General features: G+C 52.0%; 23 protein-coding genes. 14 read left to right on the forward strand and 9 right to left on the reverse strand.

Going from position 1 to position 22,159, the window contains the following annotated elements; genetic code table 11:
- Nucleotides 1-39 precede the first annotated feature (39 nt).
- Nucleotides 40-1,035 carry a LacI family DNA-binding transcriptional regulator gene (locus KO497_RS10440; protein WP_215943914.1) on the forward strand — a complete coding sequence of 332 codons (996 nt, stop codon included), beginning with the start codon at nt 40-42 and terminating at the stop codon, nt 1,033-1,035.
- Nucleotides 1,036-1,041: 6 nt separating this feature from the next.
- On the opposite strand, the gene KO497_RS10445 is transcribed toward KO497_RS10440, so the two are convergent.
- A complete protein-coding gene (locus KO497_RS10445) occupies nt 1,042-2,205 on the reverse strand; it encodes an MFS transporter (protein ID WP_215943915.1) in 1,164 nt (387 codons plus the stop codon).
- 87 nt (nt 2,206-2,292) lie between these two features.
- Between KO497_RS10445 and KO497_RS10450 the strand changes: the two genes are divergently transcribed.
- Entirely contained in the window at nt 2,293-3,627 is a 1,335-nt protein-coding gene (locus KO497_RS10450) for a PLP-dependent aminotransferase family protein (RefSeq protein WP_215943916.1), read from the forward strand.
- Between the two features lie 262 nt (nt 3,628-3,889).
- Nucleotides 3,890-4,426, forward strand: a complete 537-nt coding sequence (locus KO497_RS10455) for an NADPH-dependent FMN reductase (protein ID WP_215943917.1) — start codon at nt 3,890-3,892, stop codon at nt 4,424-4,426.
- Between the two features lie 12 nt (nt 4,427-4,438).
- Here KO497_RS10455 and KO497_RS10460 read toward each other — a convergent pair whose 3' ends face one another.
- From KO497_RS10460 to KO497_RS10475, 4 genes are read right to left on the reverse strand one after another with little or no spacing between them, the layout of a single operon-like run.
- Nucleotides 4,439-5,266 (reverse strand): amidohydrolase family protein, encoded by an 828-nt coding sequence (locus KO497_RS10460; RefSeq protein ID WP_215943918.1) that lies wholly within the window; start codon nt 5,264-5,266, stop codon nt 4,439-4,441.
- The gene (locus tag KO497_RS10465) at nt 5,263-5,694 is read right to left on the reverse strand and encodes an RbsD/FucU family protein (RefSeq protein WP_215943919.1); all 432 of its coding nucleotides are present in this window, start codon (nt 5,692-5,694) and stop codon (nt 5,263-5,265) included. The genes KO497_RS10460 and KO497_RS10465 overlap by 4 nt, the downstream gene beginning before the upstream one ends.
- Nucleotides 5,684-6,733 (reverse strand): aldo/keto reductase, encoded by a 1,050-nt coding sequence (locus KO497_RS10470; protein ID WP_215943920.1) that lies wholly within the window; start codon nt 6,731-6,733, stop codon nt 5,684-5,686. The genes KO497_RS10465 and KO497_RS10470 overlap by 11 nt, the downstream gene beginning before the upstream one ends.
- A gap of 14 nt (nt 6,734-6,747) precedes the next feature.
- Nucleotides 6,748-7,446, reverse strand: coding sequence for a GntR family transcriptional regulator (locus KO497_RS10475; RefSeq protein ID WP_215943921.1), 699 nt, complete (start codon nt 7,444-7,446; stop codon nt 6,748-6,750).
- 100 nt (nt 7,447-7,546) lie between these two features.
- Between KO497_RS10475 and KO497_RS10480 the strand changes: the two genes are divergently transcribed.
- The 6 genes from KO497_RS10480 to KO497_RS10505 all read left to right on the forward strand — a co-directional run bounded on the left by KO497_RS10480 (nt 7,547) and on the right by KO497_RS10505 (nt 14,335).
- Nucleotides 7,547-9,070 carry a UxaA family hydrolase gene (locus KO497_RS10480; protein ID WP_252729612.1) on the forward strand — a complete coding sequence of 508 codons (1,524 nt, stop codon included), beginning with the start codon at nt 7,547-7,549 and terminating at the stop codon, nt 9,068-9,070.
- Nucleotides 9,046-9,831: an SDR family oxidoreductase gene (locus tag KO497_RS10485; RefSeq protein WP_436799288.1), complete on the forward strand. Its 786-nt coding sequence runs from the start codon at nt 9,046-9,048 to the stop codon at nt 9,829-9,831. Before KO497_RS10480 ends, KO497_RS10485 begins: the two co-directional genes overlap by 25 nt.
- 33 nt (nt 9,832-9,864) lie before the next feature.
- Nucleotides 9,865-11,391 carry a sugar ABC transporter ATP-binding protein gene (locus KO497_RS10490; protein WP_215943923.1) on the forward strand — a complete coding sequence of 509 codons (1,527 nt, stop codon included), beginning with the start codon at nt 9,865-9,867 and terminating at the stop codon, nt 11,389-11,391.
- The gene (locus KO497_RS10495) at nt 11,388-12,395 is read left to right on the forward strand and encodes an ABC transporter permease (protein ID WP_215943924.1); all 1,008 of its coding nucleotides are present in this window, start codon (nt 11,388-11,390) and stop codon (nt 12,393-12,395) included. The genes KO497_RS10490 and KO497_RS10495 overlap by 4 nt, the downstream gene beginning before the upstream one ends.
- A gap of 67 nt (nt 12,396-12,462) precedes the next feature.
- Nucleotides 12,463-13,410, forward strand: a complete 948-nt coding sequence (locus KO497_RS10500; protein ID WP_215943925.1) for an ABC transporter substrate-binding protein — start codon at nt 12,463-12,465, stop codon at nt 13,408-13,410.
- Between the two features lie 70 nt (nt 13,411-13,480).
- Entirely contained in the window at nt 13,481-14,335 is an 855-nt protein-coding gene (locus KO497_RS10505) for a fumarylacetoacetate hydrolase family protein (RefSeq protein WP_215943926.1), read from the forward strand.
- Nucleotides 14,336-14,415: 80 nt separating this feature from the next.
- Here KO497_RS10505 and KO497_RS10510 read toward each other — a convergent pair whose 3' ends face one another.
- On the reverse strand, nt 14,416-15,411 hold the full coding sequence (locus KO497_RS10510; protein WP_215943927.1) for a LacI family transcriptional regulator: 996 nt from the start codon (nt 15,409-15,411) through the stop codon (nt 14,416-14,418).
- Nucleotides 15,412-15,607: 196 nt separating this feature from the next.
- Between KO497_RS10510 and KO497_RS10515 the strand changes: the two genes are divergently transcribed.
- The 4 genes from KO497_RS10515 to KO497_RS10530 all read left to right on the forward strand — a co-directional run bounded on the left by KO497_RS10515 (nt 15,608) and on the right by KO497_RS10530 (nt 19,838).
- Nucleotides 15,608-16,858: an ABC transporter substrate-binding protein gene (locus tag KO497_RS10515; protein WP_215943928.1), complete on the forward strand. Its 1,251-nt coding sequence runs from the start codon at nt 15,608-15,610 to the stop codon at nt 16,856-16,858.
- Nucleotides 16,859-16,970: 112 nt separating this feature from the next.
- A complete protein-coding gene (locus tag KO497_RS10520; RefSeq protein WP_215943929.1) occupies nt 16,971-17,846 on the forward strand; it encodes a carbohydrate ABC transporter permease in 876 nt (291 codons plus the stop codon).
- Nucleotides 17,843-18,724, forward strand: a complete 882-nt coding sequence (locus tag KO497_RS10525) for a carbohydrate ABC transporter permease (RefSeq protein WP_215943930.1) — start codon at nt 17,843-17,845, stop codon at nt 18,722-18,724. The genes KO497_RS10520 and KO497_RS10525 overlap by 4 nt, the downstream gene beginning before the upstream one ends.
- Before the next feature lie 4 nt (nt 18,725-18,728).
- The gene (locus KO497_RS10530; RefSeq protein ID WP_215943931.1) at nt 18,729-19,838 is read left to right on the forward strand and encodes an ABC transporter ATP-binding protein; all 1,110 of its coding nucleotides are present in this window, start codon (nt 18,729-18,731) and stop codon (nt 19,836-19,838) included.
- 225 nt (nt 19,839-20,063) lie between these two features.
- Here the strand turns inward: KO497_RS10530 and KO497_RS10535 are convergent, their stop codons facing one another.
- The 3 genes from KO497_RS10535 to KO497_RS10545 are packed head-to-tail and all read right to left on the reverse strand — an operon-like array spanning nt 20,064 to nt 21,885.
- Nucleotides 20,064-20,600, reverse strand: a complete 537-nt coding sequence (locus KO497_RS10535) for a chemotaxis protein CheD (RefSeq protein ID WP_215943932.1) — start codon at nt 20,598-20,600, stop codon at nt 20,064-20,066.
- Nucleotides 20,597-21,631 carry a protein-glutamate methylesterase/protein-glutamine glutaminase gene (locus KO497_RS10540; RefSeq protein WP_354668108.1) on the reverse strand — a complete coding sequence of 345 codons (1,035 nt, stop codon included), beginning with the start codon at nt 21,629-21,631 and terminating at the stop codon, nt 20,597-20,599. Before KO497_RS10540 ends, KO497_RS10535 begins: the two co-directional genes overlap by 4 nt.
- 53 nt (nt 21,632-21,684) lie before the next feature.
- Nucleotides 21,685-21,885: a hypothetical protein gene (locus tag KO497_RS10545; RefSeq protein WP_215943938.1), complete on the reverse strand. Its 201-nt coding sequence runs from the start codon at nt 21,883-21,885 to the stop codon at nt 21,685-21,687.
- 148 nt (nt 21,886-22,033) lie between these two features.
- Here KO497_RS10545 and KO497_RS10550 point away from each other — a divergent pair.
- A partial coding sequence (locus KO497_RS10550; protein ID WP_215943937.1) for a transposase occupies nt 22,034-22,159 on the forward strand: 126 nt, incomplete at its 3' end.

Consider the following 22,159-nt stretch of genomic DNA (forward strand, 5'->3'; position numbering starts at 1 on the left):
CTAGCAAGGGATTGCGGACAAACGCATGAGGCAACAAACATGAGCACGGTCAAAGATGTCGCGCAAAGAGCGGGCGTGTCTGTGGGCACAGTGTCTAAGGTACTGTCTCGCAATCCAACTGTGAAGCCTGCTTTGCGTGAACGTGTCATGCATGCCGTTGATGAATTGGGGTATAAACCCAACCTTGCTGCACGCGCACTTCGCACCAACAAAGTGAACGTGATCGGCTTGGTCGTGCCCGATATTTCCAATCCCTATTTCGCGCAATTGGTGAAATGTGTTGAAGCCGAAGCGTCTAAACAGGGGCATATGGTCATGATGGTGAACACCGATGATGACCCAGCGATTGAGATCACCCAGATCAATGCGTTACTCGCGCAATCCCCGCACGGTTTGATCGTTATCGGGTCCACGGAACGCGATATGGAACCTATCAAAACAGAGGTTCCAATCGTGTCTTTGGATCGGCGGTTTCTAAACTACAAACTCATTTCTGCAGATCATGTTGGGGGATCAGCGCAGGTCGCCGAACATCTGTTTCATTTGGGCCATCGACGTATTGCGTATATTTCTGGTCAACTGTCGACCGAGGTGGGCCGATTGCGCAAACAGGGATTTTGCGACAGGCTGACCGCATTGGCCGGCAGGACAGCGTCATTGGAGCTTACGTCAATTGAGGGCCAGTTTGACTATACCTCTGGTGATGAAATTGCCCGCAGGTTGTTATCGGTCGATGCCGATAAGCGTCCGACTGCCATCGCCACAGCCAGCGACCAACAAGCGATTGGTGTATTGCGTGCGGCGCGCGATTTGAACATCGACGTGCCGCAGCAACTTTCTATCGTTGGCTTTGATGACATCATCTTGGCAGAATTGGTTGTGCCGCGATTGACAAGCGTCTCACAAAACACCGTCGAAATGGCGCGTCTCGCGGTGCATTGTTTGCTCAGTGAAGCTGCTCTGTCGCCCCAAGACCATGTGATCGACACAGTTTTAAAAGAGCGCGGATCAACGGCTGCACCTTGTCAGGCGTGAGGGCGATCATGCGCCAACGGATAGAGCAGGCGTCGCAGATCGTCGCCACCATAGTCGAACGAGGATGATTGTGACCAAGATTTGGGCCATCGCAAAGACGATCATAGCTACAAGTAACCCAAGCCAATCAGCCAAGGCACCGCTGGCGATCACAGGCAGAGAAAATCCGAAATAGGCATAGACGAACAGTCCGGCTGTCGCGCGGGCTCGGTCTTGAGGGGCACGCGACGTGACTTCGGACAGGGCGGCGAGATAGCTAAACCCATAGCTTGCGGCGCTGGTGATGCAGGTGCCAATCAAAACCAAGCCGAGTATGTGCGACCAAACGCCAGCCAGCAGAACCAAAAACCCAAGCGGGATCAGGGCAAACCCCAACGCGAGCGACTGCGTGTTGTTCATGCGCCGCGCGACAGGTTGACACAAAAAACCGACAAAAATCGCTAAGAAGATCACCAAGCCCGTCCAGCCCCCAAGGTCGTTCGCTGCCAGCTCAAGCGGGACAACGGCGATTGTCATGCCGGTTGTGGACCATGCCAAAGCCATAGCGCAGCCAAAGATCCATGTGCCTTTGGGAAAGACCGGCAAACGCAAAACCGACACGGGTTTGGGGCGGTCCACTCGTGGCAGTGTAAAGGCAATGAGCGCTAAAAGCGGTGCTACGAGCAGCAAAACAATGTAGCTGACTGGCATCAGGCTTGGACCTTGTAAACCAAGGCTGATACCCGTGGCCAAAGCACCCCCGCCAAAGCCAAGCGATGTCGCGGATGTGACAATCAGTGCCGCATTGCGTGCGCGTGTTTCGCCCAAAATCTCTGTCATATAGGCCGTACCTGCGGTGGTGGCCAAGCCCGTTCCGATGCCAAGCAACAGGCGCGCAATCACAAGGCTGACCCAACTGGGGGCCTGCACCAACAGCATTGTCGCCCCTGCACCAAGCAGCAATGCCATTGCAATCGGTATCCGTCGCCCGATGCGATCGGACAGCCCGCCAAGTAGAAAAAGCGTTGGCATAAGGCCACCGACATAGGCTGCGAAAGCAATGGTCACGGCCGTCGCGCCCACATCACTGGTCGCCGCATAGGTTTCGTAAAGCGGTGCTTGCAGATTAACAGCAAAGGTCACCGTGAATAGTGCTGTGGCCAGTAGGAATGCGGGGATGCGTTTTGTCATTTGATCACCTTTGAAATTTACCTGCCCTCAATTGCCAAATGGACGAAACTATGGCAATTTTAAAATTGTAATAGATACAGTGATCCCATGCCCAAAGCCCGATATCTTCACCTTGCAGACACGCTCGCGCGCGCAATCCAAAAGGGTAAATTGACCCCGGGGACCAAACTGCCAACACATCGTGCTTTTGCTGAGCAATTCGGTATCGCACTTGCCACGGCAACCCGTGTGTACGGCGAATTGGAACGCAGAGGCTTGGTCGTGGGCGAAGCTGGACGGGGCACATTCGTACGTGATCTTGGCCTGCCGATAACGCTGGGAGCGCACCAAACTGCGAACGACGGACTTGTCGATCTTGTGTTCAATATGCCGGGGGATGCGGGGGACGCGGACATATTGCGGGCAGGGCTGCGCAAACTTGCAACCGCGGGTGACCTTGAGGCTATGCTGCGATATCAACCACATGGCGGGCGGCTACATGAACGCCGGATCATCGCCGAAAGCCTTGACGCCTCGCTTGGTTCTGTTGATCCAGAGTGTCTGTTGGTGACGTCAGGGGGGCAACATGGTTTGGCGATCACAGCGCTGGGCCTTTTGCGTGCCGGCGATTTCGTTGCTGTAGACCCGTTGACCTATCCTGGTTTTAAATCAGTTTGTGCCCTGCAAGGGTTAAACATCGTTCCTATTGAGGGGCGAGCAGGTGTCATGGATCCAGATGCTTTGGATAGGCACTGTCACACAAGGGATATCAAAGCGGTCTATTTGATGCCGACCGTCCATAGCCCTTTGGGCGCTGTGATGGATGAGGTAACGCGTCTGCGCCTGATCGATGTGGCGCGCAAGCATGACTTGCTGATCATTGAAGATGCCGCTTACGCTTTTCTAGAACCCAGCCCGCCTAAGACGTTTCTGTCGATGGTGCCAGAACGGACTGTGCATGTTGGGGGATTTTCCAAAAGCATCGCGACGGGATTGCGCTTGGGCTATGTGATTGCCCCTCAAACGCATATTGAACGGTTGGTCGAGGTGATCCGTGCCACTACATGGAACGCGCCCGCGTTGATTTCAGGCTTGGTCACGGGGTGGATCGAAGATGGGACTTTGGCCGCCTCGACGGAGACCCGACGGCGTGATGGCGCAACACGTCAACGGATTTGTCGGGCCACTATGGGCGATATTCCCATCCTATCGCACCACAATGCAGGTTTTGCGTGGCTGCCGCTTGATCCAGCCTTGCGGGCAGACCCTATAGTCAGTCAACTGAAAGAAAAGGGTATTTCAGTCTCGGGGGCGGCTTCATTCGCAACGACACTCGCAGTTCCGCAGGCGTTGCGATTGGCTTTTGGCGGTGTTCCAATAGAAGAACTTAGTGGTCTTCTAGGGACGGTTCGTGATGCTTTACACAAAGCACAGGCAGATTAAGACGGATCGGTTTTCGCTTGCCATGTTGTGGGGGCTAGGGGCCAGCGTATCATTTCACTTAGTATCATTTCACTTAATAGTATGCTTCATTGCTTGAACTTTACGAGGTTGTGATCGGTGACATCTGTGATGCGCATAAGCCTGTGGTGATGTTTCAACCGAAATTTTTGTTCATGTCCTTGCATGTCGGTGAACATTTTGAAACTCAGAATTAGAAACGACATTTTTTTGAATGCCACGCGTCTGGCGTAATGGAGACAGCATGAATTTTCTAGCAATCTCTGGCAGTGCACGCGCCGCCTCGACCAATACAGCCATGCTCAATGCAGTCTCAAACATTACCGCCGATGATCATATTGTGACGGTGTTCTCAAATATCGCAGACCTGCCGGTTTTCTCGCCTGATGCTGAGGGTGATGCCTTGCCTGCGCCGGTGGAGCAGCTTGCAAGACTTATACGGGAAAGTGACGGATTAATCGTCGCCAGCCCTGAATATGTGCGTGCTATTCCCGGAGGGCTAAAAAATGCGATCGATTGGCTCGTGTCTCGCGACGAGATCATCGCAAAGCCTATCGTGCTGATGCATGCCTCTCATCGCGGGGATGATATGCTTGCGCAGCTGAGGTTGGTTTTGGCAACGGTGAGTGATCGGTTTATGCCCGATCTGTTCTTGCGCTTCAGCCTTATGAACCTGCCGTCAGGCGATATCGAGGATACCTTGCAAAACCCGCCACATGCGCAGCAGATCAAAGATTTTCTCAAGGACTTTGAGGCGCGCTGCATGTCGGACTTGGCTTAGATTATGTCATCGTTATTTTTGAACGCGCCGATACAGATCAAGAGCATTCGCGCCAAAAATCAAGTCTCTGTCAGTCGCGTTTTGTATGAACGAGACAGCCATTTCGTGCCAATTTTCATAGCTGGCCATAAGGGTTAAAATGGGCCAATCGCTGCCCCAAACCAACCGTTGCGGGCCAAAATGTGCTAGCAAATGTGTAACATAGGGGACAATGTCGTCATTGGTCCAATCTGTGCCTGCCTCGTTCAACAGACCCGACAGTTTGCAATAAGCAGTGGTGTCTTGTGCGATGGCTTCCATGTCGTTGGCCCAAGAGTCAAAGCGTGCCTCTGCAATGTTGGGTTTGGCTCCATGATCAATCACAACACGCAATTTGGGGTGGCGAGACAGCAGCGCACGCAGATGTGGCAAATGCTGCGGCCGCACCAATGCGTCAAAGGTCAGGTCGCAATCAATTATGGCCTCAAACGCAGGTGTCAGTTCGGGGCGCAGCATCCACGTGTCATCGGCGATATCTTGGATCATTGGACGCAAGCCGACCAGTTTAGGGTGTTTGGCAAGACCTGAGATATCGGTTGCCGCGGATGGGGCGGCAAAATCTGTCCAGCCCACAACGCCCAAAACGAAAGGTGTGCTTTCGGCGATTTCAAGTAAGAATTCGGTCTCGGCGACAGTTGGGGCTGCTTGCACCAAGATCGTGCCATCGATGCCGCCCCGTGACAAATGCGGCGCTAAATCATCAGGCATAAAATCACGATAAAACTGGGTCAGTTCTGGTGTTAGCCAGCCGTAATCCCCACGCTCAGGTTGCCAAAAATGTTGATGGGCATCGATAATCATTGGTCGATCACGCCTTTCTTCACGATGATATTGCCGTAAAGGCGCGTCTCACCGGTTTGGATGATTGCAAAGGCCGTTTTTGCACGCTCGTAAAAGGCAAAGCGTTCCAATTTGCCCAAAGTCACAGGGTGATCTGCTGTCTCTAGCGTGATGGTTTGAAATTCTGCCACGATGGACGGGATCGCGTCGGGGTCGCCCACGACTTCCATCACCAAGGCTGGATCTGGCACATAACTGTCCAAAGGCATCACTGTCAGCACAGCCTTTAAGGCATCTGTCGCGGTCAAGCCATCAAGCCGGTGACAGCGCGCACCCAGTGCTGTCGCTGGAAAGTTGGCATCCACGATGGCCAACTCGTCCCCGTGCCCCATGGCGCGCAGGCTCCACAATATATCAGGCGACAAAATAGGCGGGATGTTACGAAGCATCGGGGCATTCCTCGGGGATTGGAGCGTCTTGGCGGATAAGACCTTGAGATTTAAGATCAGACCATAGCGCGGCAGGGATAGGCGTTTCAAAAATTTTGACGTTCTGGCGGACTTCGTCGGGGGTCGAGGCACCGGGGATTACCGATTTCACGGCGCTGTGACCCAGAGGAAACTGAAGTGCAGCCGCGATCAAGGGCGTGTTATGGGCGGCGCAAACCTCTTCAAGTTTGCGTACACGCGTCAGTATCTGTTCGGGCGCAGGGGCGTAATCATATCGCGCGCCTTCTATGGCGCCGGTGGCAAGAATACCGGAATTGTAAGGGCCGCCTAAGATAATGCCCACATCGCGCTTGAGGCAGAGCGGCAAGAAGGTATCCAATGGGTCTTGTTCAAGTAAGGTGTATCGGCCAGCCAGTAAAAAACCGTCAAAATCGGCCTCACTCAACAAGCGCTCGCAAATCTGCCATGTGTTCACGCCCGCGCCAATCGCGGTAATGCGTCCGGCGTCACGCAATTCGGTGAGAGCGCGGTAGCCGCCATGGGCAAACAACTCGCGCAGCTTGTCTTCGCTCCCCGCTTCTCCATGGGTGCCCGCATCGATATCGTGTAAAAGCAACATGTCGAATGTCTCCAACCCAAGGCGCTTGGTGCTGTCTTCGACACTGCGCATGATGCCGTCATAGGTATAATCGAACACGATACGTTTTTGCGGCACATCGACAAAGGCTTCGGGGGTGACATCCTCAAGCGCGCAGTCTTCCAGAATCCGCCCTGCTTTTGTCGATAATGTGAACGTGCCGCGGTCATGTCGCGCAAGGCCTTGTCCGACGCGCAATTCAGATCGACCCAAACCGTATTGCGGGGCCGTATCAAAATAGCGAATGCCCGCATCCCATGCCGCTTGTATCGTGGCCTGTGCATCGTCATCTTCAATTTTACGATACAGGTTACCTAGCGGAGCTGCGCCAAACCCCAACTGCGTCAAGTTTACAGGAAAACGCGTGCGTTGATTGAGTGCATTTTTTTGCTTTAGGTTCATAGGGTTTCATCTTTTCAGTTTGGGCGAAAGAATTCGGCGTGTTGTCGTTCGAGAGGCTCAATACGTGCGATCAATTGGCCAAGGTGGCGTGACATGGCCGCGCGCGCCGCATTTGGGTCACGGTCTTTGATTGTGGCCAGAATGGCGTGATGTTCGGCGACGGCTTCGGCGGGGCGACCTTGTTCTGGCAAGATTAGCATCCGTGCGCGGTGCAATTGCAAGGACATTTGCTCGGCGGTGGCTGCAATCTTTGGAAAGCCGCTGAACGCCAAGATCAACGCGTGAAATTCCAAGTCAGCTTCAAAGAACCCTTGGAAATCTGCGTCCTCAACCAATAGGCTTTGCAGTCTTAGGTTGCGCGATAAAATGGTCAGCTGTTCATCTGTGCGGTTCTGCGCGACTTCTGCGATAATGGCGACTTCGATGGCTTCACGCAGAAAACTTTCTTCGCGCAATTCAAACATAGAGAATTGCGAAACGCGGGTGGCAGACTGGGGGATGATATCAACAAGTCCCTCAGAGGCTAACCGATTCAGGGCTTCCGTCATCGGCGAACGTGACACACCCAATTGGTCGCATAGCGCGCCTTTGCGCAGCACTGTTCCCGGTTTGAACGCCATCGTCAGAATCTTGTCACGCAGCACTGTATAGACCCGCTGACCCAAAGAGCCATCCAGACTATTGATATCGAGCGTGATGCTGTGGTCGTCCATTATTGTCTCCTGCCACTGACATGTTAGTTGACAGGTGATTCAAGTCAAGCTAGAACTGCAGTGAGATACGCCAAGCCGATCAGCCCGAGGTACAATGTCAATGACCCAGCCATCCCGTATGTTAACTCTACACCCGCAAGATAACGTCGCGGTGGCGTTGGCTGATATTGCGGCGGGCGAGGTTGAGGCATCTACCGGCGTGACGGTGCAACAGTCTGTGAAGCAGGGGCATAAGATTGCTATTGCGCCGATCAGCGCTGGGCAAAACGTGTTGCGCTACGGGCAAACAATCGGTCAGGCCACGACGGACATTGCTGCAGGCGAACACGTGCATGTTCAAAACCTCGGCATGGGTGAACACACCAATGATTATGCTCACGCAAGTGAGGCTAAAGCTCTCGCGCCAATCGCAGATCAGCGGACCTTTAACGGCTATCACCGTACAGACGGAAGTGTCGGCACGCGCAATTACCTTGGTATTTTGACGTCAGTGAACTGTTCAGGTTCTGTCGCAAAATTCATCGCAGAGGCGGCGGAAAAGTCCGGCTTGCTTGATGATTTCCCGAACATCGACGGCATCGTACCGATCACCCACGGGACAGGCTGTGGCATGTCGGGCGAGAACGAGGGCTATGCCACTTTGTTCCGCACCTTGTCGGGCTATGCCCAGCATCCGAACTTTGGCGGCATCCTTTTGATCGGACTTGGATGCGAAGTGATGCAGGTTTCTGCGCTTGTTGGCGGACGTCCAATCCGTGCTGATGGCGCATTGCGTTACATGACGATCCAGCACGAGGGCGGCACGCGCAAAACAATCGAAAAAGGTTTGGCCGAGCTGCGCAGCCTTGCAGCCTTGGCCAATACGGCCACGCGCGAACCTGCTCCGGTTTCTCATTTGATGGTGGGGATGCAATGCGGTGGCTCCGATGGCTATTCGGGCATCACGGCTAACCCTGCGCTGGGCGTTGCGTCTGATTTGTTGGTGCGCCACGGTGGCACCACGATCTTGTCTGAAACCTCTGAGATTTATGGCGCTGAACATCTGTTGACCCGCCGCGCTGAAACGGTCGAGGTTGGTGAGAAACTTATCGAACGTGTGCGGTGGTGGGAAGATTACACCGCCCGCAATCACGGCGAGATGGACAACAATCCAAGCCCAGGGAATAAGCGCGGTGGCTTGACCACGATCTTGGAAAAATCCCTTGGTGCCGTTGCGAAAAGCGGCAGTGCGCCCCTGACGGATGTCTATCTCTTTGGTGAAAAAATTGATAAAAAGGGCTTTGTCTTTATGGACAGCCCGGGGTTCGACCCTTGTTCTGTGACAGGGCAAATTGCCTCTGGCGCGAACTTGATAGTATTTACGACAGGGCGTGGATCGGTGTCGGGTTATATGCCGACTCCTTGTATCAAGATCGCCACCAATTCTGAAATGTATGCGCGCTTGTCTGACGACATGGACATCAACTGCGGCGATATCGTCAGCGAAGGAGCGACCTTGAATGACAAAGGTCGCGATATTTTCGAGACGTTTATTCGCATCGCGTCGGGCGAGTTGACAAAAAGCGAAGAGCTCGGCTTTGGCGGAGTTGAGTTTGTGCCATGGCAAATTGGCGCGGTGATGTGATCATGGGGACTGATATGACGCTTTCGAACAAAACAATTCTAATTACAGCGGCTGGCCAAGGGATCGGCGCCGCGAGCGCGCGGGCCTGTGCCGCTGCTGGGGCGCGTGTTATTGCGACGGATATCAACGGTGATCTGCTGACAAATCTGTCAGGTGTTCATGGCATTGAAACCCGTGTCTTGGATGTAACGGATGTTGCCGCCATTGATGCGCTTGCCGCCGACCTGCCTGATTTGGATGGGTTGTTCAACTGTGCGGGCGTTGTGCATCATGGGTCTATTCTGGCGCTTGATGATGCGGCATGGGAGTTTTCAGTGAATCTGAACGTCACATCCATGGTGCGCATGTGTCGCGCCTTTGTGCCCGGCCTTTTACGTCGCGCCGATTCTGAGGGCACAGCGTCCATTTTGAACATGGCGTCTATGGCGTCGTCTGAAAAAGGCTTCAAAGACCGCACGGCTTACGGTGCAACCAAAGCCGCTGTCATCGGCTTGACCAAAGCGATTGCCGCCGATTTTGTAACCCAAAACCTGCGGTGTAACGCGCTTTGCCCCGGCACGGTTGATACGCCAGCCTTGCAAGGGCGTATTGCTGGTGCTCCCGATCCTGTTCAAGCGGAAAAAGACTTTATCGCGCGTCAACCTATGGGGCGTTTGGCCACTGTAGATGATCTAACGCCCACCGTCGTGCATCTGCTCTCCGATGGCAGCAGCTTTATGACGGGACAAACAGTGTTGGTCGACGGTGGCGTCACCATCTAGCAACGCGAATTAAGGTTGGGGGAGGCCGAGATCATGAGCTATTTAGTTGAGATGAAGGGGATCGAAAAACGCTTTCCGGGCGTTCATGCGCTCAAAGGTGTGCAATTCGATCTGAAACCCGGCGAAGTCCATGCCCTTATGGGGGAAAATGGCGCGGGTAAATCGACCCTGATGAAAATCATGTCTGGTATCTATGTGCCTGACGGCGGTGAAATGTTTGTCGACGGCAAACCTGTGACCCCCGACAGCCCACGTGCTGCGCAAGAACTTGGGATTGGCATCATTCACCAAGAGCTCAGCTTGATGAACGATTTGACTGCAGCCCAAAACGTATTGATCGGGCGCGAGCCGCGTCGTAGCTTTGGACGTTTGGATGAGCCGGCACTCAATGCCAAAACGGCAGAGATTTTCGCTTCGCTCAATTTGGCGATGGACCCACGTACCAAGGTTGGCACGCAAACCATTGCGCGCCAGCAGTTGATCGAAATCGCCAAGGCGCTGTCTTACAATCCGCGCGTTTTGATCATGGACGAACCAACAGCCGCGTTGAACGACACCGAAATTTCCGAACTGTTCAAGGTTATCGACAAGCTTAAAACTGATGGTGTTGGCATCGTTTATATCAGCCACCGTATGGACGAGATTAAACGCATCGCTGACCGTGTGACCATTCTGCGCGATGGGGCTTATATTGATACGGTTGAAGCGGCCGACACGCCGCTAAAGACGATCATCCAATTGATGGTCGGGCGCGAAGTCACACAAAGCGGTCCTGATATTCCTGATACATCACAAAATGCTGTCGCTTTGGAAGTTCGGAACTTGTCGCGTGGCAAAGAGGTGCGCGATGTCAGTTTTGATGTGCGCAAAGGCGAAATTTTGGGTTTTGCCGGCTTGATGGGGGCAGGGCGCACAGAGGTGGCACGGATCATCTTTGGCGCCGATCCGCGTGACGCAGGCGAAATTTTCGTTGCGGGCCAACCGGTTGATATTCGCACACCGCACGCCGCTGTTGAGGCAGGGATCGGATATCTGTCTGAGGATCGCAAGCACTTTGGTCTGGCCGTTGATATGACCGTGCGTGCGAATGTGGCGATGGCCAATTTGACGCAATTCACCAATCGCGCAGGCGTTTTGGATGAAGGCGCGATGAAAGACGTCGCCGTTGATTACATTGAAAAACTGGGCATTCGCACACCGTCTGACATGCAAGACGTGCGATTGCTTTCTGGCGGGAACCAGCAAAAAGTCGTGATAGCCAAATGGCTGTTGCGCGACTGTGATGTGTTGATCTTTGATGAACCAACACGCGGCATTGATATCGGCGCGAAATCAGAAATTTACGCTCTGCTTGAAGACCTCGCGGCACAGGGGCGTGCGATCATCGTGATCTCGTCTGAACTGCCTGAAGTCATGCGTCTCAGCCACCGTATCGCGGTGATGTGCGAAGGGCGGTTGACCGGTATTTTGCCCGGCGGTGAAAGCACCACACAAGAACAGATTATGGAATTGGCCACACAACGCGACCCTGCGTTGAGTGCAATGGAGGACCTCTCATGACCACGACAGCAGTTGATGCGCCCAAATCGACCCTTTCAAAGATCATTGCAGCAGGCACGCACCAGCGCGTTTTGGCCTTCGCCAGCTTGGTTGTGCTACTGATCGGTTTCTCAATCGCCTCTCCCAACTTTATGCAGACCTCTAATATGCTGGCCATCTTGCAGGCGACATCTGTGAATGGCGTTTTGGCGATTGCGGTCACTTTGGTGATTATCACTGGCGGCATCGATTTGTCTGTTGGGACAATGATGACATTCTGTGCCGTGATCACCGGCGTTGTTTTAACCTATGCTGGCTTGCCACTGCCCTTGGGCGTGCTTGCGGCTATTTTAACCGGCGCGATTTGTGGCGCATGCTCTGGCACTTTTGTGGCCAAAATGGCCATCCCGCCGTTCATCGCCACTCTTGGCATGATGCTGATCCTCAAAGGTCTCAGCCTTGTGATTTCTGGCACGCGTCCGATCTATTTCAATGACACACCTGGTTTTAGTGAAATATCTCGCGGCTCGCTGATTGGCGATATCATCCCAGTTTTGCCTATTCCCAACGGCGTGTTGATCCTGTTCATCGTCGCAGGCGTCACAGCCTATATTTTGAACCGCACTGTGCTTGGCCGCTACTGTTTCGCGCTTGGCTCTAATGAGGAATCTGTGCGCCTGTCTGGTGTGAACACGGATCGTTGGAAAATCGCGATCTATGCGCTTGCGGGTTCTATCGTCGGCATCGCTGGCTTGCTGATTGCGTCACGCTTGAACTCTGCGCAACCTGCGCTGGGGCTTGGGTATGAACTTGAAGCGATTGCAGCCGTTGTCATCGGCGGCACGTCGTTGTCCGGTGGGCGTGGCTCAATCCTTGGCTCGCTCATTGGTGCGTTGATTATGGCGGTGTTGACCAATGGTCTGCGCGTCTTGTCCGTGGCCCAAGAATGGCAAACCGTTGTCACAGGCGCGATCATCATTCTGGCTGTCTACGCCGATATGATGCGCCGCAAAAACGCCAAGTAAAGATATAAAATCTCGTCGTCCGGGAGGAGATCCGGGTGGCATCATCGACAACTTAGGAGGAACCATCATGTTGTCACGTCGTACCCTCGTCGCCGCACTGAGTGCGTCCATTGCAATCGCATCTGCGCCAGCCGCATTTGCACAAGATGAACTTTATATCCCGCTCGTTTCAAAAGGTTTCCAGCATCAATTCTGGCAAGCTGTGAAATCTGGTGCCGATCAAGCGGCTGAAGAATTTGGTGTGCGCATCACATTCGAAGGCCCAGACAATGAAACTATGGTTGATCGCCAGATCGACATGTTGGCTGCTGCTTTGGCAAACAACCCTGCTGCCATCGGTTTTGCAGCGCTCGACAGCCAAGCCGCTATTCCGCTTTTGCGCCAAGCGCATGAAGCTGGCATTCCTGTCATCGCGTTTGACAGCGGTGTAGACAGTGACATCCCTGCGTCCACTGCAACAACAGATAACGTTGCGGCGGCGGCTTTGGCTGCTGACAAAATGGCTGAATTCCTTGGCGGCACAGGCAAAGTTGCTGTTGTGGCGCATGACCAAACAAGCCGTACAGGTATTGACCGTCGTGATGGTTTCTTGAATCAAATCGAAGCGAACTACCCTAACATTGAAGTTGTCAGCGTTCAGTACGGCGCGGGCGATCAGTTGCAATCCACAGAAGTTGCTAAAGCGATCTTGATTGCGAACCCTGATCTTGCAGGCATGTTCGGGACCAACGAAGGCTCAGCGATTGGTATCGTGAACGCAGCCCGCGAAATGGGCACCGAAGGCGTGACCATCATCGGCTACGATTCTGGTAAAGCACAAACAGACGCGATCCGTGCAGGCCTGATGGCTGGTGCGATCACGCAGAACCCAGTTGGCATCGGCTATGAGACTGTCAAAGCGGCACTTGCAGCTTACAACGGTGAAACGCTTCCAGCGGTCATCGACACCGGTTTCTACTACTACGATCAATCCAACATCGATAACGCCGAAATTCAGGCTGTTCTCTACGATTGATTTTATCATCGCCGCAGTCCCTCAATTGTGGGGGCTGCGACACCCACTTTTATAGAAGTCTGAGGACCACATGAAATTATTGCGCTACGGCCCCAAGGGTCAAGAAAAACCCGGTTGCCTTGATGCAGATGGACGGGTCCGTGACTTGTCGGATCACGTTACAGATATTGCGGGCGCAGCCTTGCTGCCCGAAACTATTGCGCGCCTTAAAGCCCTAGATGTTAACAGCTTGCCAATTGTCGCGGGCACACCGCAAGACGATTTGCGCCTTGGATCATGTGTTGGTCAAACGGGCAAGTTCGTTTGTATTGGCTTGAATTACGCCGATCACGCCGCCGAAAGCGGATTAGAGGTTCCACCAGAACCCGTTATTTTTAATAAATGGACATCCGCTATCGTTGGGCCTGATGACGATGTGCTCATTCCGAAGGGATCGAAAAAGACCGATTGGGAAGTCGAGCTTGGTATCGTGATTGGCAAAGGCGGCAGCTATATTGATGAGGCCAATGCGCTGGACCACATCGCAGGATTCTGCGTGATCAATGATGTGTCCGAACGCGAATATCAAATTGAACGCGCGGGCACATGGGACAAAGGCAAAGGCTGTGACACCTTCGGTCCAACAGGTCCGTGGTTGGTGACACCTGACGAGGTTGGCGATTTTGATGCGCTGGGACTGTGGCTTGAGGTCGATGGTGTCCGTTACCAAAATGGTTCGACGTCTACGATGGTCTATAAAGTCCCGCACCTCATTGCCTATTGTTCGCAGTTCATGAGCTTGCAGCCTGGTGATATCATCTCCACTGGGACACCTCCTGGAGTTGGTATGGGATTGACGCCGCCAAAATATCTATCTGGTGGTGAAACGCTTCGCCTTGGTATTGATAAACTTGGCGTGCAAACGCAGCGTGTTAAGCACGCGTAAAAGATGTGACTGAATGAGTAGGGGGTGAGATGAGCGGCGAGAAACTGGTCGTCTCACCTGCTTATGAACTCACGCAGGTGTCACGGTGCGTCAACGTAGTGTCGTGGTGGATCTGACGGGTTATTCAGTTGATTGAGCAGAAATTCACCCATTGCTTTACCTGCTTTTTGAATGTCTTCAAAAACAAGATCAACGCCATCATCGATTTGATGAATGAGCTCTGAGTTGCGTTTGACCACGGCCTCAAAATCTCTTGATCGTGTCAACCCACATTTGCGAAAAGCACTGAGAGCTGCACAATAGGATGCCTCACCGACAAAGATAAAAGCGTCTGGACGGTCAGGTTTTTGAGCGATGTCCGTGGCCCAAGCGTTTATTTCATTCAAAGTGCTGTCTAAGGTCACTTTGTCGGCGAATACATATTCTAGCCCATGTTTATTCGCCGCGCGAATGAGGCCTGTCATAAGGTATTGGTGAAAGGTCAACCATTCTGGGGGCAATATCATGCCAACTTTTTTCGCCCCCTTTGCTGCAAGCCGCTCTACGGCGAGTTCTGCGAAGCGTTCGTTGTCAAAGTCGAAATAGGAATGTGGCGTGCCAAAATTTGTCCGCCCATGTGAAACAAATGGGAAACCTGTCTCCATAAGGTATCTCACGCGTTCGTCGGTCGGTGATGTACGTGTGATTATTATGCCGTCTGCCAAATGATTTTTGACGATATGCTCGACAGCAGAAACCCCTTCGCCCCCTGCGAAATGTGGGGTGATGACCAAGTGGTAGCCTGTGTTTTCCAAGGCCTGCATCAAACCGTAAATCAACGAGTTGCTAAAGCCGAAAAGTTCATCATGGCGATCCAACACCAGACTGATCACCTTGGTTTTACCCGTACGCAAACGCTGCGCTGCGCGATCGGGAACATAGCCCAATTCAATTGCAATCTTCTGCACGCGCTCCCGTGTTGCAAGTGCGATCTTAGGATCGTTTGCGAGTGCTTTTGACACCGTGGTTACTGCCAATCCGGCAGCATCAGCAACGGTTTTTAGCGTGAGTCGTCTTGATGTACTTTTTTGCGGCATACTTTAAATCGTCCATCCCCATTGCATATTATAGGTACGTTCAAAAAATATATCGATATACATTCAGTCACCCTCACTATTTTTAATGTAATCTTATATTTTAGCAAAAAATCTTACTTGACAGCGATGATGTTTACAACGTTATAAATACGACAAGGCCGAAGAATATCTTCGGATCTCAAGGGAGGAATGAGATATGGAAATTAATAAATTTTTAAAGACAACCGTGGCGGCAGCCGCTGTTTCAGCTTTTGCAGGCATGGCGTCCGCTGATGATGTAGAGGTTCTACATTGGTGGACTGCAGGCGGCGAAGCGGCCGCTTTGGGTGTGTTGAAAGATGATTTGGCCAGCCAAGGTGTCGGTTGGCAAGATATGCCAATCGCGGGCGGCGGTGGCAGTGATGCAATGACCGTATTGCGGGCACGCGTTGTGGCTGGCGATGCGCCAACTGCGGCTCAGATGCTCGGTTTCGACATCAAAGATTGGGCGGGTTCAACCGGCAATTTGGCGAACTTGAATTCTGTTGCCGAAGCTGAAGGTTGGGACGCTGTTGTACCTGCTGCCTTGCAAGATTTTTCAAAGCACGATGGCAACTGGATCGCAGCGCCTGTGAACGTGCATTCAACCAATTGGGTTTGGGTGAACAAAGCTGCGCTTGATGCCGCTGGCGGAAAAGCCCCGACAAGCTGGGAAGAGCTGATCACAGTTCTTGATGCGATGAAGGCTAATGGCATCACGCCTTTGGCGCATGGCGGCCAAGCATGGCAAGACGCAACAATTTTTGATGCAGTTGTCTTGGGTCTTGGTGCTGATTTCTATAAAGCGGCCTTCATCGACATGGACGAAGATGCGCTTGGTGGCGACATGATGGTCGAAGCGTTTAATCGCATGGCCGTTTTGCGCTCTTACGTGGATGACAACTTCTCTGGTCGTGACTGGAACCTCGCATCTGCGATGGTGATCGAAGGCACCGCTGGCATGCAAATGATGGGCGATTGGGCCAAAGGCGAATTCTTGAAGGCCGGTAAAACACCGGGTGAAGATTTCGTTTGTATCCGTTTCCCTGGAACACAAGGTTTGGTCACATTCAACTCAGACCAATTCGTGATGTTCGATCAAGGCGAAGCCTCTGACAGCCAAATGGCGATGGCTTCTGCGGTGATGAGCCCAGCGTTCCAATCTGCCTTCAACGTGGTCAAAGGCTCAGTTCCTGCGCGTACAGACGTTCCAAATGATGCGTTCGACGATTGCGGTAAAAAAGGCATGGCTGACTTTGCCGAAGCCAACGCTGGTGGTGGTCTTTATGGCTCCATGGCGCATGGTCACGCCAATCCTGCTGCTGTTAAAAACGCGATCTACGACGTTGTGACCGCGCATTTCAACGGTGAATACGACGCGACTGAAGCTGCGGAAGAAATGGTCAACGCTGTGCTTGACGCACAATAAGAACGGACGTTTCTAACCTTATGCCGCGCAGTTTCGATTGCGCGGCATATTTCAAAGCTGATGGGCCCCTCGAGACCCTGCAACCTTTCCTAACAATGATCAGAGACATCTCATGAAATTTCTCATCCAGCGCTGGATCCCTAGACTCGTGCTCGCGCCCAGCTTTTTGCTGGTAGTGTTGTTCGTTTACGGTTTCATCCTCTACACTGGCTATCTTTCGATGACCGATTCCAAGATGCTTCCGTCATATGGCTGGGTGGGTTTTGAAAATTATAGCAGGCTGTTTGGGCTTCGCCACTGGAATACGGCAGTCACCAACTTGGCCATTTTCGGCATTCTCTACATCGGGATTTCATCTGCGCTCGGGCTTTTCCTTGCGATCTTGTTAGACCAAAAAATTCGCGCAGAAGGGTTCATTCGCCCGATCTATCTCTACCCAATGGCTCTGTCGTTCATCGTCACCGGTACGGCGTGGAAATGGTTCTTGGACCCCGGTATTGGCATTGAAAACACCATGCATGCATGGGGCTGGGCCAGCTTTCATTTTGATTGGATCAAGAACCGCGACTATGCAATCTACACTGTTGTGATGGCCGCTGTTTGGCAGTCGTCTGGATTTGTTATGGCGATGTTCTTGGCTGGCCTGCGGGGTGTCGATAACGAAATCATCAAAGCCGCGCAGATTGATGGCGCGAGCGGTGTCACGATTTATCGCCGTATCATCATTCCCATGATGCGTCCTGTGTTTTTGTCCGCTTTCGTGGTGCTCGCGCATTTGGCGATTAAGGCCTACGATCTGGTGATTGCCCTTACAGGTGGCGGACCGGGGCGTGCGACAGAACTGCCCGCGACCTTTATGTATTCCTACACATTCACGCGCAATCAAATGGGCGTCGGTGCATCATCGGCGATCATTATGTTGATCATGATTTTCTCGATCATCGTGCCTTATGTCTACAGCGAACTGAAAAGCGGAGACCAGCAATGAGCCGTATTTCTCAAGATAACGCCGTCGCTGGATCGCGCTTGACGCGCGCTTTGATCTACACTGTTTTGATCTTTTTCGTGATCTACTATCTGTTGCCGCTCTACGTGATGGTCGCAAATTCGTTCAAGCCCCTTGATGAAATCCGCGGCGGCGATTTGATGGCCCTGCCGAATGTTTGGACGCTGGAGCCTTGGCGTGATGCATGGTCCAACGCGCAGATTGGTGTCGAGGCAACGGGTCTGAAACCCTACTTTATGAACTCTTTTATGATCGTTATTCCGGCTGTCACTTTGTCGACGATCGTGGGCGCGCTGAACGGGTATGTGCTCACGAAATGGCAGTTCAAAGGGCATGGCACTGTGTTTGCCATGCTTTTGCTGTCCTGTTTCATTCCGTTTCAAATCGTATTGATCCCTGCTGCAAAAGTCCTTGGGTTTTTGGGCATCTCGGGCACGATTCAAGGTCTGATCCTTATTCACTTCGTTTATGGAATTGGGTTCTCGACGCTGTTTTTCCGTAATTACTATGCAGCATTCCCAACCGAATTGATCCGTGCTGCTCAGATCGACGGCGCGTCGTTCATGCAGATATTCATGCGCATTTTGCTCCCGAGTTCTGGTCCAATTATCGTGGTCACAGTGATTTGGCAGTTCACCAATCAATGGAATGACTTTTTGTTTGGTGCGTCTTTCTCGGGGTTCGATTCAACGCCGATGACCGTGGCGCTCAACAATCTCGTGAATTCCTCGACTGGGGTGAAAGAGTACAACGTACATTTCGCTGGCGCGATCATGGCTGCGCTCCCCACTCTGTTTGTTTACATCGTTTCAGGACGATACTTCGTGCGTGGCTTGATGGCCGGCGCAGTCAAAGGATAAAGACATGGCATCTCTAACAATTGAGAATCTCAAAAAATCCTACGGGTCTGTCGAAGTCCTAAAGGGAATCGATATCGAAATCGAAGACGGTGGCTTTCTGGTGCTGGTTGGTCCATCGGGCTGTGGGAAATCCACGCTTTTGAACACCATTGCTGGCCTCGAAGAAATCACCTCTGGCGACATTAAAATCGGACCTGAATCTGTCGCGGGGCTTCACCCGTCGCAGCGTGACATCGCCATGGTGTTTCAATCCTACGCGCTCTACCCCAATATGACCGTGGCTCAAAATATCAGCTTTGGTATGGAAATCCGCAAGATTGACAAAGCCGTGCGTGAAGAGGCCATCAACAAGGTCGCCGACACATTGCAAATCCGCGAGCTTCTCCACCGTAAGCCCAGCCAATTGTCCGGTGGTCAAAGGCAACGTGTGGCAATGGGACGTGCTTTGGTGCGCGATCCGCAGGTGTTTTTGTTCGATGAACCGTTGTCGAACCTTGATGCGAAGTTGCGTGTTGATATGCGGACGGAAATCAAGCGTTTGCACAAGCGCATGGGCACAACAATCGTTTACGTCACCCATGATCAGATCGAAGCCTTGACGCTTGCGACTAAAATTGCCGTATTGAAAGATGGGTATCTACAGCAGTTCGGCACGCCAGACGATATTTACAACAATCCGACCAACATGTTTGTGGCAGAGTTCATGGGCTCACCATCCATGAACCTTTTGACGGCTCAGGTTGTAGACCAAGATGGGCTGAAAGTGCAGCTGTCAGATACAGAAAGCACGCCCATTTTGTTGCCTGTGGATGATACGCCGGCGATGCGGTCTTGTGTCGGCAAGCAAGTGATCTTTGGAATTCGCCCAGAGGCCTTGACGGACCCTGAAGGTGCTGATCGCACCGCTCAAAATGTTGTCGAGGCAGAATGCTTGATCGAAGTGGTCGAACCCGCGGGCTCTGACACCTTCGCGGTGACAAAATTGGGTGGCAAAGAGGTGATTGCACGACTGCGTGCAGACGCACAAGTTGTCCCAGAAACGTACACGACGCTGTCATTCAATATGGCAAAAGCTGTCTTTTTTGATCCTGATAGCCAGCTGCGGATTCGGTAGCCAATAAAATTTATACCCGCAGTGCAATCGAGGCTATGGCGCGCCACTTTCATTCGGTTTTTGGGCTGTCTGATGCCGGCTTTTGGATAAGAATCGTCAAGCGCATTGGACGCATATGGCCAGATAATGATCAAGCGCGGCATGGTCTGTAATTGTAACCGGGGTGCGGCTATCTTTGTTGCAGCAAAGGCTTCAAATAAAGGGCTGAAAGGTTCTGTTTCGATACTAAAACAATTCAACATCACTTGAGGGTGAAATCTTTGGCACGGTTTCTATGATGTGGGCGTCTTCAACTAATTTCTGACGCGCTCGGCCGCTTGCGGGGGTGAATTCGATACGTCTAGCTTGTGAGCCCCCCAAGCTTTGAGCGTCACAAGGAATGCCTTCACGCTCCAAGTAGCTAAGAACAAATTTGACGTTACGAGTTCCTGCATCAGTTAGGCCGCGGTACATTTCCGCGCCACCAAAGACTTTCGCTCGTAGACGTTTTCTTTGAGCCCCTGAACGCGTCAGAGTATTGATCAACAATTCCATTGCATTTGCGCCAAACGAACTGGCACCCTCTTCTGAGGTTTGAGGTCCATTGGGTAACAAAAAATGGTTCATCCCACCGACTTGTGCGACAGGGTCCCAAATGCAGGCCGCGATACAAGAACCAAGAATGGTGGAAATAGTCACGTTAGGCGAACTTTCGACTGCAAATTCTCCTTGGGAGATATATGTTGATTTTCCTTGTGATATTTTTTGTGAAGTATTTGTCATAGGGCGGCTGCCCGAACCGGGATTTCCGCTAAAGCAAGCATTTCATCACCAAAGTTGTCAATATCTACCCATTTTTCAATCCCCCCTAGTTGTCCTGCTACTTTCGGCATACCGAATACAACACAAGTCTCTTTCGATTGTCCTAACGTTTTTGCGCCATTCGCACGCAATTCGCTCATACCTTTTGCCCCGTCGCGCCCCATACCAGTTAATATCCCTGCAACAATTTGTGGTGCTGCGTGAACTGCGGATAGCATCATTGAGTCAACTGATGGTCGGTGGCCAGAAACTGTAGGCCCCTTAACTAAAGTAACGCGATAATCGTGATGTTTAGAAATATTCAAATGGAAATTACCGCCTGGTGCAATCATTACAGTCCCTGGTAAAAGTGACTGCCCGTCTTGCGCCAATGAAACTTTGGGAGCTACGATTTGATTTAGTCTCGCGGCAAAACTAGCAAGAAATGGCTCTGGCATATGTTGTGTCACGAGTGTAGGCGGGCAATTTGCAGGAAATCTAATTAGTACACGTTCCAATGCGTCAACTGCTCCCGTTGATCCACCCAGCAAACAAATTCTTTTAAAACTCCTTTTGGCACTTACTCTAGGAGTGAGCTGCCTCGATGGACGTAAACCAATTTTAGCCTGTGCTGCCATAACTATGGAGTCTGCTAGGTTTGAGAATGTATCGTTCTGCTGTCCGAGCCTAGGTTTTTCAACGCATTCAATTGCACCAAGGGAAAGCGCTTTTATCGCAATTGAACTGCCTTTTTTTGTTAACGTGCTGACCATCACCACAGGCATTGGCCTATGTCGCATCAGTCTTTCCAGAAACTCAAGCCCACTCATATTCGGCATTTCAACATCAAGTGAAATTACGTCCGGTTTATATGTGTTGACGGCATCTCGTGCTTCTCGCGCGGTGCCTGCTTCTGCGACAACTATAACCCTTGAATCTTTTTCAAGGATCGAGCGAATTAGACGCCGCATTGTGAGAGAGTCATCGACGATAAGTACACGATATTGTTTCACATGACATTCCTGTGCTACTGTCCTTGGTGATGTATGGAGGTGCGATGGGTAAGTTAGAAATCCTCCCAATCATCGCTGATCATGTTTCGTGTCGATTGGTCTGGTAGATTGGCCACGCGTTGAACGCTTTCCGTTGGAAGTGTCTTGTAGTCGATTATGTCAGGAGCTTTTGTTGAGAAATCTGCCTTAACGACACCGGGTGAGTTTTTGGTATCGATGGAAGTGATCGAAAACCGTGATGTTGTAACATTCAAGTTTTCCGCCTCTCTTGTGAGAGCATGGCTGGCTGCAGTGGTTTCCTCAAACATTGCCGCATTTTGTTGAGTGACTTGGTAATCCCCCCTAAAATTAGTGGTGTTCAAAAATAGAATTTTCTCGGCAAGATATCTGAGGAGATTTACGATGAAGAATGGACGATACAGCGACGCGCAGATCATGGCGGTGTTGAAGCAGGCGGAGGGCGGTGTTCCGGTTTCTGAGCTTTGCCGAGAGCATGGAATGAGCAGCGCAAGTTTTTATAAATGGCGG

It is taken from the genome of Pacificibacter marinus (genome assembly GCF_018860665.1).
Lineage (GTDB): Bacteria > Pseudomonadota > Alphaproteobacteria > Rhodobacterales > Rhodobacteraceae > Celeribacter > Celeribacter marinus_A.

Excerpts from the sequence above, each read along its gene's own strand:
- KO497_RS10495 (WP_215943924.1), top strand. The coding sequence starts at position 11,388 with ATGACCACGACAGCAGTTGATGCGCCCAAATCGACCCTTTCAAAGATC.
- KO497_RS10465 (WP_215943919.1), bottom strand. The coding sequence starts at position 5,694 with ATGCTTCGTAACATCCCGCCTATTTTGTCGCCTGATATATTGTGGAGC.
- KO497_RS10520 (WP_215943929.1), top strand. The coding sequence starts at position 16,971 with ATGAAATTTCTCATCCAGCGCTGGATCCCTAGACTCGTGCTCGCGCCC.
- KO497_RS10530 (WP_215943931.1), top strand. The coding sequence starts at position 18,729 with ATGGCATCTCTAACAATTGAGAATCTCAAAAAATCCTACGGGTCTGTC.
- KO497_RS10485 (WP_436799288.1), top strand. The coding sequence starts at position 9,046 with ATGGCAAATTGGCGCGGTGATGTGATCATGGGGACTGATATGACGCTT.
- KO497_RS10510 (WP_215943927.1), bottom strand. The coding sequence starts at position 15,411 with ATGCCGCAAAAAAGTACATCAAGACGACTCACGCTAAAAACCGTTGCT.
- KO497_RS10515 (WP_215943928.1), top strand. The coding sequence starts at position 15,608 with ATGGAAATTAATAAATTTTTAAAGACAACCGTGGCGGCAGCCGCTGTT.
- KO497_RS10470 (WP_215943920.1), bottom strand. The coding sequence starts at position 6,733 with ATGAACCTAAAGCAAAAAAATGCACTCAATCAACGCACGCGTTTTCCT.
- KO497_RS10490 (WP_215943923.1), top strand. The coding sequence starts at position 9,865 with ATGAGCTATTTAGTTGAGATGAAGGGGATCGAAAAACGCTTTCCGGGC.
- KO497_RS10455 (WP_215943917.1), top strand. The coding sequence starts at position 3,890 with ATGAATTTTCTAGCAATCTCTGGCAGTGCACGCGCCGCCTCGACCAAT.
- KO497_RS10450 (WP_215943916.1), top strand. The coding sequence starts at position 2,293 with ATGCCCAAAGCCCGATATCTTCACCTTGCAGACACGCTCGCGCGCGCA.
- KO497_RS10525 (WP_215943930.1), top strand. The coding sequence starts at position 17,843 with ATGAGCCGTATTTCTCAAGATAACGCCGTCGCTGGATCGCGCTTGACG.
- KO497_RS10505 (WP_215943926.1), top strand. The coding sequence starts at position 13,481 with ATGAAATTATTGCGCTACGGCCCCAAGGGTCAAGAAAAACCCGGTTGC.
- KO497_RS10445 (WP_215943915.1), bottom strand. The coding sequence starts at position 2,205 with ATGACAAAACGCATCCCCGCATTCCTACTGGCCACAGCACTATTCACG.
- KO497_RS10475 (WP_215943921.1), bottom strand. The coding sequence starts at position 7,446 with ATGGACGACCACAGCATCACGCTCGATATCAATAGTCTGGATGGCTCT.
- KO497_RS10480 (WP_252729612.1), top strand. The coding sequence starts at position 7,547 with ATGACCCAGCCATCCCGTATGTTAACTCTACACCCGCAAGATAACGTC.
- KO497_RS10460 (WP_215943918.1), bottom strand. The coding sequence starts at position 5,266 with ATGATTATCGATGCCCATCAACATTTTTGGCAACCTGAGCGTGGGGAT.
- KO497_RS10500 (WP_215943925.1), top strand. The coding sequence starts at position 12,463 with ATGTTGTCACGTCGTACCCTCGTCGCCGCACTGAGTGCGTCCATTGCA.
- KO497_RS10535 (WP_215943932.1), bottom strand. The coding sequence starts at position 20,600 with ATGACAAATACTTCACAAAAAATATCACAAGGAAAATCAACATATATC.
- KO497_RS10440 (WP_215943914.1), top strand. The coding sequence starts at position 40 with ATGAGCACGGTCAAAGATGTCGCGCAAAGAGCGGGCGTGTCTGTGGGC.